This is a genomic window from Pseudomonas purpurea (genome assembly GCF_039908635.1).
Classification (GTDB): Bacteria; Pseudomonadota; Gammaproteobacteria; order Pseudomonadales; family Pseudomonadaceae; genus Aquipseudomonas; species Aquipseudomonas purpurea.
The window spans coordinates 26,590-39,256 of record NZ_CP150918.1 but is presented as its reverse complement, the minus strand read 5'-3'; the positions used below and the strand labels follow the sequence as shown (position 1 = coordinate 39,256).

At 61.8% G+C, this 12,667-nt stretch carries 16 protein-coding genes and 1 pseudogene; 7 read left to right on the top strand and 10 right to left on the bottom strand.

The features are described from left to right. Positions 1-51 precede the first annotated feature (51 nt). Both AABM54_RS00220 and AABM54_RS00215 read left to right on the top strand, forming a co-directional pair. Positions 52-465 carry a hypothetical protein gene (locus AABM54_RS00220; RefSeq protein ID WP_347902982.1) on the top strand — a complete coding sequence of 138 codons (414 nt, stop codon included), beginning with the start codon at positions 52-54 and terminating at the stop codon, positions 463-465. A gap of 40 nt (positions 466-505) precedes the next feature. Next, positions 506-925: a hypothetical protein gene (locus AABM54_RS00215; protein ID WP_347902981.1), complete on the top strand. Its 420-nt coding sequence runs from the start codon at positions 506-508 to the stop codon at positions 923-925. A 6-nt stretch (positions 926-931) separates the two neighbouring features. Here AABM54_RS00215 and AABM54_RS00210 read toward each other — a convergent pair. Both AABM54_RS00210 and AABM54_RS00205 read right to left on the bottom strand, forming a co-directional pair. Next, a pseudogene (locus tag AABM54_RS00210) lies at positions 932-1,166 on the bottom strand (DUF1161 domain-containing protein). A 250-nt stretch (positions 1,167-1,416) separates the two neighbouring features. Next, positions 1,417-1,848 carry an OsmC family protein gene (locus AABM54_RS00205; RefSeq protein ID WP_347902980.1) on the bottom strand — a complete coding sequence of 144 codons (432 nt, stop codon included), beginning with the start codon at positions 1,846-1,848 and terminating at the stop codon, positions 1,417-1,419. 241 nt (positions 1,849-2,089) lie between these two features. Between AABM54_RS00205 and AABM54_RS00200 the strand changes: the two genes are divergently transcribed. Continuing rightward, on the top strand, positions 2,090-3,091 hold the full coding sequence (locus AABM54_RS00200) for an LLM class flavin-dependent oxidoreductase (protein WP_347902978.1): 1,002 nt from the start codon (positions 2,090-2,092) through the stop codon (positions 3,089-3,091). Positions 3,092-3,152: 61 nt separating this feature from the next. Here AABM54_RS00200 and AABM54_RS00195 read toward each other — a convergent pair whose 3' ends face one another. After that, positions 3,153-3,377 carry a DUF1161 domain-containing protein gene (locus AABM54_RS00195; protein ID WP_347902977.1) on the bottom strand — a complete coding sequence of 75 codons (225 nt, stop codon included), beginning with the start codon at positions 3,375-3,377 and terminating at the stop codon, positions 3,153-3,155. A 132-nt stretch (positions 3,378-3,509) separates the two neighbouring features. Further along, positions 3,510-3,725, bottom strand: coding sequence for a dodecin (locus tag AABM54_RS00190; protein WP_029290270.1), 216 nt, complete (start codon positions 3,723-3,725; stop codon positions 3,510-3,512). Positions 3,726-3,880: 155 nt separating this feature from the next. Here AABM54_RS00190 and AABM54_RS00185 point away from each other — a divergent pair, with 155 nt between their 5' ends. After that, positions 3,881-4,207 (top strand): DUF883 family protein, encoded by a 327-nt coding sequence (locus tag AABM54_RS00185; RefSeq protein ID WP_347902975.1) that lies wholly within the window; start codon positions 3,881-3,883, stop codon positions 4,205-4,207. On the opposite strand, the gene AABM54_RS00180 is transcribed toward AABM54_RS00185, so the two are convergent. Continuing rightward, positions 4,204-5,094, bottom strand: coding sequence for a LysR family transcriptional regulator (locus AABM54_RS00180; protein ID WP_347902974.1), 891 nt, complete (start codon positions 5,092-5,094; stop codon positions 4,204-4,206). The genes AABM54_RS00185 and AABM54_RS00180 overlap by 4 nt on opposite strands. Before the next feature lie 112 nt (positions 5,095-5,206). Here AABM54_RS00180 and trpB point away from each other — a divergent pair, with 112 nt between their 5' ends. Together trpB and trpA are read left to right on the top strand one after the other, a co-directional pair. Continuing rightward, on the top strand, positions 5,207-6,442 hold the full coding sequence (gene trpB, locus AABM54_RS00175) for a tryptophan synthase subunit beta (RefSeq protein WP_007902766.1): 1,236 nt from the start codon (positions 5,207-5,209) through the stop codon (positions 6,440-6,442). After that, positions 6,442-7,254: a tryptophan synthase subunit alpha gene (trpA, locus tag AABM54_RS00170; RefSeq protein WP_347902972.1), complete on the top strand. Its 813-nt coding sequence runs from the start codon at positions 6,442-6,444 to the stop codon at positions 7,252-7,254. Before trpB ends, trpA begins: the two co-directional genes overlap by 1 nt. A 57-nt stretch (positions 7,255-7,311) precedes the next feature. On the opposite strand, the gene AABM54_RS00165 is transcribed toward trpA, so the two are convergent. The 3 genes from AABM54_RS00165 to hemF all read right to left on the bottom strand — a co-directional run bounded on the left by AABM54_RS00165 (position 7,312) and on the right by hemF (position 9,593). Then, on the bottom strand, positions 7,312-7,638 hold the full coding sequence (locus tag AABM54_RS00165; protein ID WP_347902971.1) for a DOPA 4,5-dioxygenase family protein: 327 nt from the start codon (positions 7,636-7,638) through the stop codon (positions 7,312-7,314). A 150-nt stretch (positions 7,639-7,788) separates the two neighbouring features. Next, on the bottom strand, positions 7,789-8,610 hold the full coding sequence (gene aroE / locus AABM54_RS00160; RefSeq protein ID WP_347902970.1) for a shikimate dehydrogenase: 822 nt from the start codon (positions 8,608-8,610) through the stop codon (positions 7,789-7,791). A 68-nt stretch (positions 8,611-8,678) separates the two neighbouring features. Next, positions 8,679-9,593 carry an oxygen-dependent coproporphyrinogen oxidase gene (gene hemF, locus AABM54_RS00155; protein WP_347902968.1) on the bottom strand — a complete coding sequence of 305 codons (915 nt, stop codon included), beginning with the start codon at positions 9,591-9,593 and terminating at the stop codon, positions 8,679-8,681. 172 nt (positions 9,594-9,765) lie between these two features. Here hemF and AABM54_RS00150 point away from each other — a divergent pair, with 172 nt between their 5' ends. After that, positions 9,766-10,743 carry an NADPH:quinone reductase gene (locus AABM54_RS00150; RefSeq protein ID WP_347902966.1) on the top strand — a complete coding sequence of 326 codons (978 nt, stop codon included), beginning with the start codon at positions 9,766-9,768 and terminating at the stop codon, positions 10,741-10,743. A 162-nt stretch (positions 10,744-10,905) separates the two neighbouring features. Here the strand turns inward: AABM54_RS00150 and AABM54_RS00145 are convergent, their stop codons facing one another. Then, positions 10,906-11,463 carry an L-threonylcarbamoyladenylate synthase gene (locus AABM54_RS00145; RefSeq protein WP_347902964.1) on the bottom strand — a complete coding sequence of 186 codons (558 nt, stop codon included), beginning with the start codon at positions 11,461-11,463 and terminating at the stop codon, positions 10,906-10,908. A 70-nt stretch (positions 11,464-11,533) separates the two neighbouring features. Beyond that, entirely contained in the window at positions 11,534-12,637 is a 1,104-nt protein-coding gene (dprA, locus tag AABM54_RS00140) for a DNA-processing protein DprA (RefSeq protein ID WP_347902962.1), read from the bottom strand. Between the last annotated feature and the right edge of the window lie 30 nt (positions 12,638-12,667).

Below are 12,667 nucleotides of genomic sequence, written 5' to 3'. Positions count from 1 at the left end.
ATCCTGTGAGTGTCTGATTGCAAGACTATCTCGCCTGTCTGGAGCTTCGCTATGCGTGCGTTCATGCTGACTACGGGACTGCTGCTGGTGGCAGGCTGTGCCGGATTGCCCGCCCACGACCCGGCGCAAGCCTGGATCGACCTCAAGCACCACCGAGACACGACGCTGCTCGCACTGGAAGTCGACGATAAAACCGTAGCCGATGACCGCTATTTCGAAGTCCAGCCTGGCAGCCACGCGCTGAAGGTGCGCTACCAGTTCACGGTGGAACCGACCAACATCGGCCCGGACACCGAGCCGTTATGGCGCGATTGTCAGTTGAAGGTGCGTTTCGAGGCATTCAATGCAGGTGAGCGCTACCAATTGCATGCCGCCCACATTGGCTGGCGACCATCGATCCGGCTCTACGATCAACAACATAAAGTGGTGGGGCAAGGACAACCGGCCGGCTGCCAGCGCAGCTGATCGGCGCTATGCTGAGCGCATGACCGCTCGGAAAAACATCATGCGCAAGACTCTGCTGTTACTCGCTGTCAGCTCACTCGCGGCCTGTGCGACCCCGTTACCGGACGTCAACCCGAACATGGCATGGGTCGACTTCGCCATGCCGACACCCGGTGGCAAGGTGCTGATGGCCGAGCGCCTGGACAATAAGCCGCAGCGTGACGGACGGTTTTTCCAGGTCACGCCCGGCAGCCATGAACTGACGGTTCGTTTCGACTTCGAAATCTTCGGCGGTGGCCTGGCCATGAACACCGACCCGCAGGAGCGGCTGTGCTACATGACCCTGCGCTACGACCACTTCGAGGCGGGCCAGCGTTATCGGCTTGAAGCCCGCTCACTGTCCTTCACCCCGAGCGCCCGGCTGTACAACGCCAAACGTGAAATCGTCGCCGAAGAACGGCAGATCAATTGCGTGCCGTAAGGCGAATCAGCTGTCGTTTTTCTGGTAGATGATTTTCTTGGTGCCGTTTTCGCAGGTGCCGACCACCATGTTCTGATCGTGCACTTCATCATTGGTGACAACCTCCAGGGTATAGGACGTAACGCCCTGGGCCCTGGATCTTGGCTTCGATCTCGGCCTTGAGTTCTTCACACGGCTTTGGCGCCGCCAGGGCCGACGTGGCCAGCGCACTGCAGATAATCGCCAAGGCAAAACGTTTCATGGTTGAAGCTCCCTTGAGGCAGCGCGCACAGTCATGCGCTGAAGCTGCTGTCACTTATTCGACCACAGTTTCACCCAGCGAGTTCTGACATCGCTCACAACCCTCATGTTTAGCCGTTGGGATTGTGTCGCTTACCTGATAGCTTTCGCGAGCAGGCTCGCCCCCACATTTGAAATACATTCCAATTGTGGGGGCGAGCCTGTTCGCGAAGGCGCCAGTGCATTCAGCGCCTGATCAAACCTGAAAAAAATCAGCTGACCAACGTGGCGTCCAAGCTGATTTTGGCGTTCAGCACCTTGGAAACCGGGCAGCCTTCCTTGGCTTTTTTGCTCAGTTCTTCGAATTGCTGCTGAGTAGCGCCGGGGATTTTTGCCTTGAGAATCAGGTGCACGGCGGTGATCGCAAAACCACCGTCCACCTGGTCCAGCGTGACTTCGGCGTGAGTATCGATGCTGTCGGCCTTGAGGCCGGCATCGCCGAGAATCATCGAAAAGGCCATGGAGAAACAGCCGGCATGGGCCGCGCCGATCAGTTCCTCAGGGTTGGTGCCCTTGCCGCCCTCGAATCGGGCCTTGAAGCCGTAGGGCGCATCCCGGAGTACGCCGGTTTCGGTGGAAATCGAACCAATCCCGGTTTTCAGATCACCTTCCCAATGCGCCGATGCTTTCTTCTTGATGCTCATCTGTGCCTCCTCAAGCGCTGGCGCGAAGGGTCGCGCCTGCATGGTTTTCGGTTGCCAAGGGTTTTGAGGATAGAAGGCCGGGCAACGTTCCGCATGACGGATAGAACCGCTTATCTGGTAGGCAAATTCAGGTCTGCTATTGAAACTCGGGTATATGCCCACATTGCATAGAACACGCTTACGCATTCGGCAGGTTTTCGCTCATGAGAAAAGCCTGCGTACCCCTTGGAGAAGCAGGCTTATGAAACCACTGTCCGCTATCAAGTTCTCGACCCTGGACCTTGTGCCCGTTCGCGAGAACGGCAGCCCCGCGCAGTCGCTGCGCAACTCGCTGGACCTGGCGCAGCACGTCGAGAAGTGGGGCTATAACCGCTTCTGGGTGGCCGAACACCACAACATGGACGGCATCGCCAGCTCCGCAACCTCCGTGCTGCTCGGTTACCTGGCCGGCGGGACGTCGAGCATTCGTGTCGGCTCCGGCGGCGTAATGCTGCCCAACCATGCGCCCCTGGTGATCGCTGAGCAGTTCGGCACCCTGGAAAGCCTTTATCCCGGCCGGATCGACCTCGGCCTGGGCCGTGCGCCGGGTTCCGACCAGATGACCGCCCGCGCCTTGCGCCGCGAACGCTCCGGCAGCGCCGATGATTTCCCCGAAGACGTCGCCGAACTGGTGCGCTACCTCGGCCCACGCACACCCGACCAGCGAATTATTGCCATGCCCGGCACCGGCACCAACGTGCCGGTCTGGCTGCTGGGCTCCAGCCTGTTCAGCGCCCAACTGGCCGGCGAACGCGGTTTGCCTTACGCCTTCGCCTCACATTTCGCACCGCGTTACATGCACGAAGCGATTCGGGTGTATCGCAATCACTTCAAGCCTTCGGCCGTGCTGGATAAGCCCTACGTGATGCTCGGCGTCCCGCTGGTCGCTGCCGATACCGACGAGCAAGCCGATTACCTGGCGACGTCGGTCTACCAACGGATTCTCGCGCTGATGCGCGGCCACAGCCTGGTTCAACGTCCTCCGGTGAAATCCATGGATGGCCTGTGGCTGCCTCACGAGAAGCAAGCCGTTGGCGATTTCCTGGGCCTGGCGATGGTCGGCAGCCCGGCGAAGATACGCGCGAAACTGGAGGTGCTGATCGAGCAGACCGGCGCCGACGAGTTGATCTTCACCTGCGATTTGTACGAACACGCCGACCGCCTGCATTCCTACGAGCTGCTGGCACAGGTCATGAAGGGCTGACCCTCAAACCGCGCCCATGAAAAAGCCGACGCCTTCGCGTCGGCTTTACGTCTGCAAGGGATCAACCGCGCTTGTAGACGATCACCTTTTGGCCTGCCTCGCACTTGCCGACCACTTTGCCACTCGCTGCCGCGCCTTTATCGACGATTTCCAGCGAATAACCTGAAACGTGTTTGGCATCGAGTTTCGCTGCGATTTCGCTTTTCAGCTCTTCGCAGGACTTGCCTCCCGCAAGGGCCGTTCCCGCAATGCTCAACAAACCTACCGCTAAAATAAATTTCTTCATCGGTCACATTCCCTGGTCGGATCAAAAGGGGTCAGCGTAAGCACTTGAGCGTCTGGCACCCAAGAGGATGTAGCGCTTTGCCATTTCCTATGGCAATCGGCCAGCGTACAAGTTCAGAAGCCTAGCTCAAGCTCAGCTATTGGCAATCCGGAAGCCGACTTTGAGCGTCACCTGGAAGTGCGCGGCCTTGCCGTCCTTGATGTGCCCGCGGGTTTCGGTGACCTCGAACCACTCCAGGTGCTTGATGCTTTTGCTGGCCTCGGCCAGGGCGTTGTTGATGGCGTCTTCAATGCTGGTGGGGGACGAGCCAACGAGTTCGACTTTCTTGTAAGTGTGATGGTCAGTCATGGCGTTCTCCTTGAGTACTGATTACAGCCTAGCAGTGATTTTTCTCATGACTTGAGGCAGCTGCTCCGACTGCATATTCAGATTTACTGCACTTTCCAGAAGCGCTGGAGTCCCAATCAACACACGCTACTCATCAACAATGCAGGAGAGCCACCATGGCCAACACCTCGTTACGCAAAGCCTCATTGCAAAGCATGGAAGCCGAGATCGAGAGTCTGCTCAAGTCGTTGGAAAGCCTGAAAGACGACGCCTCGGACGAGTCGCGCAAAACCCTCAAGGCCCTGAAAAGCAACGCCGAAAACGCGCTGAGACACTCGCGTCACCTGCTCAGCGATGCGTACGAAGAAGTCAAAGTCAAAACCCGTGAAACCGGGATCGCCACCCGCGACTACGCCCAGGAACACCCATGGACCACGGCCGGCGTGGCGGTCGGTGCGCTGGGCTTGCTGGCCGCGTACTTGCTGTGCAAACGTGGCGATTAGACCTGTCGCAGCTCGTTTTTCAACCACTGCGCCAACTGCCGAGCGCGCCCGTCCGCGGCGCGCTTGGGTAGCCACAACGCCAGTTGCGCCGGGGTTTCGCAAAAACCCCACGGCGCAACCAGACGCCCGGCCTTCAAGTCTTCGGCCACCAGCGGCTGCGGCGCAATCGCCACGCCCAGCCCGGCCACTGCGGCTTCCAGCAAGTAATACAAATGCTCGAAACCCTGTCCGAACTTCAACGCTTTGGCGTCCAGACCGCTTTGCTGTGCCCAACTGGGCCAGGCTTGCGGCCGCGAGGTGGTGTGCAATAAGGGCTCGTTGAGCAGCGCGGCGGCCGGCGCCTCACGCAGGCGTTCAAACCCGCCAAAGCGTGGGCTGAGCACCGGGCCGATGCGTTCGCTGGCCAGCTCATAGACGTGCATGTCCGCAGGCCACGGCGGCTCGGCAAACACCAGCAAAGCATCCAGCCCTGGCCGGCGCGGGTCAAGATCGCCTTCGCCAGCCGACAGGTGCAGGCGCAAGTCCGGCAGGTCGGCATTCAGCCGCCCCAGGCGCGGGATGAACCAGCGCGCCAACAGGCTGCCCGAACAACCGAGCACGAACGGCGCGTCGGCGGTGCTCTGGGTCAACTCGGCGCACACGGTGCGCAAACGCTCGAAGGCGTCGCTGCTGGCATCGCGCAAACGCACGCCGGCATCTGTGAGTTTCAGGCCGCGTCCATCCTTGCTGAACAGGCTCACACCCAAGTGTTCTTCCAGGACTTTCAACTGACGGCTGACCGCACCGTGCGTCACGTGCAGTTGCTCGGCAGCCTGACTGACGCTGTTCAAGCGGGCAGTGGCCTCAAAGGCGCGCAGGGCGTTCAGCGGAGGAAGGTCGTGGCTCATGGGATCTGTGAGTTTTCCTGACAGGTTTCAGCGATCTTATCGGTTTTCAGTCCGGGACGTCAGGGGTAGAGTGAACGCCATTGTCACTTCACGCATTCACCTGGAGCGCCCCATGACCCAGACTAATCTGCGCAACGGCCCTGATGCCAACGGCCTGTTTGGCGCGTTCGGCGGCCGCTACGTCGCTGAAACCCTGATGCCGTTGATCCTCGACCTGGCCCGCGAATACGAAGCGGCCAAGGAAGATCCTGCCTTCAAAGAAGAACTGGCCTACTTCCAGCGCGATTACGTCGGACGCCCAAGCCCGCTGTACTTCGCCGAACGCCTGACCGAGTTCTGCGGCGGCGCCAAGATCTACCTCAAGCGTGAAGAGCTGAACCACACCGGCGCGCACAAGATCAACAACTGCATCGGCCAAATCCTGCTGGCGCGACGCATGGGCAAAAAACGCATCATCGCCGAGACCGGCGCCGGCATGCACGGCGTGGCGACCGCCACCGTGGCCGCGCGTTTTGGCCTGGACTGCGTGATCTACATGGGCACCACCGATATCGAGCGCCAGCAGGCCAACGTGTTCCGCATGAAGCTGCTGGGTGCCGAAGTGATTCCGGTGGTGGCCGGCACCGGCACCCTGAAAGACGCGATGAACGAAGCCCTGCGTGACTGGGTGACCAACGTCGACAGCACCTTCTACCTGATCGGCACCGTGGCCGGCCCGCACCCGTACCCAGCGATGGTCCGCGATTTCCAAGCCGTCATCGGCAAGGAAACCCGCGAACAGCTGCAAGCCCAGGAAGGCCGCCTGCCGGACAGCCTGGTGGCGTGCATCGGCGGTGGTTCCAACGCCATGGGCCTGTTCCACCCGTTCCTCGACGACAAGAGCGTCGAGATCATCGGCGTTGAAGCGGCCGGTTATGGCATCGAAACCGGCAAACACGCGGCCAGCCTGAACGGCGGCGTGCCAGGTGTGCTGCACGGCAACCGCACCTTCCTGTTGCAGGACGACGATGGCCAGATCATCGACGCCCACTCGATCTCCGCCGGCCTCGACTACCCCGGCATCGGCCCTGAACACGCCTGGTTGCATGACATCGGCCGCGTCCAGTACACCTCGGTGACCGATGACGAAGCCCTCGACGCGTTCCACAAATGCTGCCGCCTGGAAGGGATTATTCCTGCACTGGAAAGCGCCCACGCCCTGGCCGAAGTGTTCAAACGCGCACCGACACTGCCCAAAGATCACCTGATGGTGGTCAACCTCTCCGGCCGTGGCGACAAAGACATGCAGACCGTGATGCACCACATGGAACACTCCCAACAAGAGCAATCCAAGCAGGAGAAACACTGATGAGCCGCCTGCAAACGCGCTTTGCCGAACTCAAGGAACAGAACCGCGCCGCCCTGGTGACCTTCGTCACCGCTGGCGACCCGAGCTACGACACTTCGCTGGCGATCCTCAAAGGTCTGCCAGCGGCCGGCGCCGACGTGATCGAGTTGGGCATGCCCTTCACCGACCCGATGGCCGACGGTCCGGCGATCCAGCTCGCCAATATCCGTGCCCTGGGCGCCAAACAGAACCTGGCGAAAACCCTGCAAATGGTTCGCGAGTTCCGCAAAGACAACACCGACACACCGCTGGTGCTGATGGGTTACTTCAACCCAATCCACCACTACGGCGTACCGCGCTTCATTGCGGATGCCAAGGAAGCCGGAGTCGACGGCCTGATCGTGGTCGACATGCCGCCCGAGCATAACGCCGAGCTGTGCGACCCGGCGCAAGCGGCCGGCATCGACTTCATTCGCCTGACCACCCCGACCACCGACGACGTGCGCCTGCCGACCGTGCTCAACGGCAGTTCCGGGTTTGTTTACTACGTCTCGGTGGCTGGCGTGACCGGCGCGGGCGCAGCGACGCTGGAGCACGTTGAAGAAGCCGTTACCCGTTTGCGTCGCCACACCGACCTGCCGATCAGCATCGGTTTCGGTATCCGTACACCGGAGCAAGCGGCGGCCATCGCCCGCCTGGCGGACGGCGCGGTGGTGGGTTCGGCACTGATCGACCACATCGCCAATGCAACAACGCCCGACCAGGCCATCGACGGTGTATTGAGCCTGTGCTCGGCATTGTCCGAAGGTGTGCGTAACGCTCGCGTTGGCTGATACCTGCCTGATCCGCACCGTCTGATCGTTCCCATGCGTGGGAACGATCAGAGCTGATCAAAAAATCGACAAGTCCAACGGCCGGATCGCCCCCATCCAAATGGCATAGTCGGTGTGGTCGGCCAAATCATTGCCGGTGTCCGGGTGCAGAAACACCACCAGGCCTTTGCGATTGAGCGCCAGCCACGGCAGCACCACGCCAATGTATTCCGGGGCAAAGGCCAACTGGCAGCTCCAGTCCGGGTGCGGGCCGACCGGCCGTTCGTGCACCCGGCCCATCTTCAGCGGGAACAACTGCGCCGCCTGCTCACACAGGGCTCGCGCCTGATCGATGGTGCTCGCATCAAAGTAAACGTGGGCGTGGTAGCCCTTGATCCGTTGCATACAGTTCTCGCGTCTCGGGATTCATTCCCCATACCCGCAACGCTACACCGCAATAGACGGCAGGGCCAAGCCTGTCAGCGACTCGGCGCGATGACATGACCGGAGAAATTACCGATCCGATTCGAAGATTGAAGCCCCATGACTGCAGGGTTACGCCGCGAGCTGGCGACGGAGTTCGGCCAGCACCGGCGCCGTATCCGGGCGCACACCGCGCCACAGGAAGAATGCTTCGCCCGCTTGCTCCGCCAGCATCCCCAGACCATCCATCGACACCGCCGCACCGTGTTCACTGGCCCAGCGGCAGAACGGTGTCGGCTCCTTGCCGTACATCATGTCGTAGCAAACGGTCTGACCCGGTTCGATCAGGCTGCTGGCAATCGGTGGTACATCGCCTGACAGGCTGGCCGACGTGGCGTTGATGATCAGGTCCACCGGCTCACGCAGCCAGTCGAAACCGCTGGCGGACACCGGACCGAGGTCAGCGAACAGCTCAGCCAGCAATTCGGCTTTTTCCACCGTGCGATTGGCGATGATCACCGACGCCGGTTGCTCGGCCAGCAACGGCTCCAGCGCACCACGCACCGCGCCGCCCGCGCCCAACAGCAGAATGCGTTTACCGCGCAGGCTGAACCCGGCGTTGACCGTCAGGTCCCGCACCAACCCAGCGCCATCGGTGTTGTCGCCCAGCAAACTGCCATCCGCCAGTTTGCTCAACGTGTTGACCGCACCGGCGCGCTGCGCCCGCTCTGTCAGGCTGTTGGCCAAGCGATAGGCGTCTTCCTTGAACGGCACGGTGACGTTCGCACCACAACCTTCACGGAAAAACGCCGTGGCACAACCGGAAAAATCATCCAGTGGCGCCAGCAGGGTGCTGTAGTCCAGTTGCTGGGCGGTCTGCTCGGCAAACAGGCGATGGATCATCGGCGATTTGCTGTGGCCAATCGGGTTACCGAATACAACATAACGGTCCATCAGGCAGCGTCCTCAGTGAGTAGCGGGCAAGGGCCGGGAGTTATCCACAGCCCGGAGCGAGCATGGTGTCAGGCGGTGGCCAGCCAATCGCGGTCTTGCAGGAAATACTCGGTCAGGCGCGCTTCTTCGCTGCCTGGCGCGGCCTTCCAGTCGTAGCCCCAGCGTACTTGCGGCGGCAGCGACATGAGAATCGACTCGGTACGCCCGCCCGATTGCAGGCCGAATAGCGTGCCACGGTCGTAAACCAGGTTGAACTCGACGTAACGTCCACGGCGGAATTCCTGGAATTCGCGCTGCTGCTCGGTGAAGGCTTGCGCCTTGCGCCGCTGCACGATCGGCAGGTAAGCCTCGATGTAAGCATCGCCGATGGCACGCATGAAGGCGAAGCTGGTGTCGAAGTCCCATTCGTTCAGGTCATCGAAGAACAGGCCGCCGATACCCCGGGGCTCGTTGCGGTGCTTGATGTGGAAATAGCTGTCGCACCAGTCCTTGTAGCGGCTGTAGACATCCGGGCCGAACGGCGCGCAGGCCGCAGCAGCCACGCGGTGCCAGTGCACGCAGTCTTCTTCATTGCCGTAGTAAGGCGTCAGGTCGAAGCCGCCGCCGAACCACCAGACCGGTTCTTCACCTTCTTTTTCGGCGATGAAAAAGCGCACGTTGGCGTGGGACGTCGGCACATGAGGGTTATGCGGATGGATCACCAGCGACACGCCGAGGGCTTCGAAGCCGCGCCCGGCCAGTTCCGGCCGGTGGGCGCTGGCGGACGGTGGGAGACCGCTGCCAAAGACGTGGGAAAAGTTGACGCCACCCTTCTCGATCACCGCGCCGTTTTCGATCACTCGCGTGCGACCGCCGCCTCCGGCAGGCCGGGTCCAGGCGTCTTCGACGAAGCGTGTGCCGCCGTCTTCAGCTTCCAGCGCGGCACAAATACGGTCTTGCAGGTCGAGCAGGTAGGCTTTTACGGCCTCGGTGCGGGTAGTCATGGCATCACCTTGAATCGGGCAAAGCTACGCGGCGCTCAAATCGGCCGGCGGCAAACGGGCGCACAGGATAACACTGCACCTTGCGCCGCCACAGTTGACGAAGATCAAGCTTAGGAGTCCGATAGGGAGCTTCGTAGCTATGTCACCGAAACATGACCCAAGGAGAAGGCAGATGGCAAAGCGAATTCAGTTCAGCGCCCACGGCGGCCCCGAGGTGCTTGAGTATGTGGACTTCCAGCCAGCCGAGCCGGGCCCGCAGCAAGTCCGCGTGAGCAACAAGGCCATCGGTCTGAACTTCATCGACACCTATTTCCGCAGCGGCCTCTATGCACCGCCAGCCCTGCCATCGGGCCTGGGCGCAGAGGGTGCGGGCGTGGTCGAGGCCGTCGGCAGCGGCGTTACCCGTTTCAAGGTCGGTGATCGCGTGGCCTATGGCAGCGGCCCGCTGGGTGCCTACAGCGAGTTGCATGTACTGCCCGAGGCCAATCTGGTGCATCTGCCGGACGCCATCAGTTTCGAACAGGCCGCTGGCGTCATGCTCAAGGGCCTGACCGTGCAATACCTGCTGCGTCAGACCTATGAACTCAAGGGTGGCGAAACCATCCTGTTCCACGCCGCGGCTGGCGGCGTCGGCTCGCTGGCCTGCCAATGGGCCAAAGCCCTGGGCGTGAAACTGATCGGCACGGTCAGCTCAAAGGAGAAAGCCGCTCTGGCCAAGGCCAACGGCGCCTGGGCCACCATCGATTACAGCCATGAAAACGTCGCACAACGCGTGCTGGAACTGACTGACGGCAAAAAAGTCCCGGTCGTGTACGACGGTGTCGGCAAGGACACGTGGCTGACATCCCTGGACAGCGTTGCGCCTCGCGGGCTGGTGGTGAGCTTCGGCAATGCGTCCGGGGCGGTGGATGGCGTGAACCTGGGGATTCTGTCGGCCAAAGGTTCGTTGTACGTGACCCGGCCGACGCTGGCGACCTACGCCAACAACGCCGAGAACCTGCAACGCATGGCGGATGAACTGTTCGAGATGATCATCAGCGGCAAACTGAAGGTGGACATCAGCCAGCGTTATCCACTGGCCGAAGCGGCGAAGGCGCAGACCGAGTTGTCGGCGCGGCGTACGACCGGGTCGACGGTGTTGCTGCCTTAAGCGTTACTGCTTTTGTGGCGAGGGCGCTTGCTCCCGCTGGATTGCACAGCAATCCCAAAATCGGCAACTGCGTTCGATCTCGAACAACATCTCAGCCGATCTACGGCCGCTTCGCGACCGAGCGGGAGCAAGCTCCCTCGCCACAGAGGCCCCACTGCAGTCTCAGGCCGGGCGCACAACCTGGCCGGTTGCCAGGTCGCGGATCAGGCTCGGGTTCTTGCGCCCGCCCAGGCTTCCGCCCAGCACCATGTCGACCTGCCCACGGAAATACTGCTCGACGCGAATCCGCGTACGCGCCGCCGGGCGGCCTTGCGGGTTGGCGGAGGTCGAGACCAGCGGCCCGACCAACGCGCACAAGTCCCGCACTTGCGGGTGGTCGCTGACCCGCAGCGCCACGCTCTCGTGCACCCCGGTGATCCATTGCGGCAGCATGTTCTGATGGGGCACCAGCCAGGTGTTCGGCCCCGGCCAGGTGCTGGCCATGCGGTCCATCCACAGTTCAGGGAAGTCTTCGAACAGGAAATCGAACTGGCGAATATTGTCGGCAATCAGGATCAGGCCCTTGTCCACCGAACGGCCCTTGATTGCCAGCAAGCGGTACACCGCTTCTTCATCCCATGGGTCGCAACCCAGGCCCCAGACAGCTTCGGTTGGATAGGCAATCACCGCCCCTGCGCGAATTTCTCGTGCGGCTTGCTGCACACGCCAACTGTTGACCATGAAAAACACTCCGGAATTAAGCTGTGCGCAGTTTACCGATCTTCCCTTCAAAACCCAGCGCCTGAAAGCCTTAGCTTAGGCGCGCAAACCAGCGTCCGCCTTCGCACGCCGCCCGGCCATCCATCTCAAGCTCCGTCAATGCCGCCAGAACCTTGGGCAGCGCCCAGCCTGCGGCATTCGCCAGGGCTTCACTGGTATGTGGCGCGGCAAACAGCAAACGCAGCAACGGATGATCGGTGGGCGCCGCAGGCTCTGTGGATAACGGCAGGTTCTGCCAGCCGCGCAGGCCTTCGAGGATGTGTTCGATGGTTTCCACCAGCACCGCGCCATCGCGGATCAACTGATGACAACCACGGGCGCCGGGGTGATGGATGGAACCGGGAATCGCGTACACCTCGCGGCCCTGTTCCGCCGCCAGGCGCGCGGTAATCAGCGAACCGCTGGCCACACTGGCCTCGACCACCAGCACCCCAAGGGACAAACCGCTGATGATCCGGTTACGACGCGGAAAGTTGCTGGCCTGGGGACCGGCGTCCAGCGGAAACTCGGAAACCACCGCGCCGCCCTGGGCAATCATCGCCTCGGCGAGTGCGCGGTTGCGCTGTGGATAAAATTTTTCCAGGCCGGTGCCAAGCACCCCGACTGTCAGCCCGCCGACATCCAGTGCCGCCTGGTGCGCGGCGGCATCGATGCCCAGCGCCAGGCCGCTGGTGATGACAAAACCGGCCCCCGCCAGGCTGCGGGAAAACGCAGTGGCGGTATCCATTCCTGGCCGTGAGGCGCGGCGGCTGCCAACCATCGCCAGTTGCGGTTTTTCGAGGATGGCCGGATCGCCCGCCACGAACAACAGCGGTGGCGCATCACCGGTTTCGGCCAGCAGTGCCGGGTAGCCCGGCTGGTCAAACATCAGCAAATGCTGGCCGGAGCGCTCTAGCCAGGCCAATGCACGGTAGGCGCCATCGCGAATCTCGGGGCTGCGCCGAGCCTCGGCGCACGCAGCCGGCAACCCCAGCGCACGCCAGGCACTGGCCGGGGCGCTGATGGCTTTTGAGGCAGAACCAAAGGCTTCAAGCAACGTGTGAAAGCGTCGTGGACCCAGCTCCGGCAAACGGTGCAGGCGCAAACGCGCCTCCAGTTCCGCCGGCGAAACCGGCGGGGGTGCAGACAGCGACATAAGATCATCCTTGATCGTTATTGGTCCTGC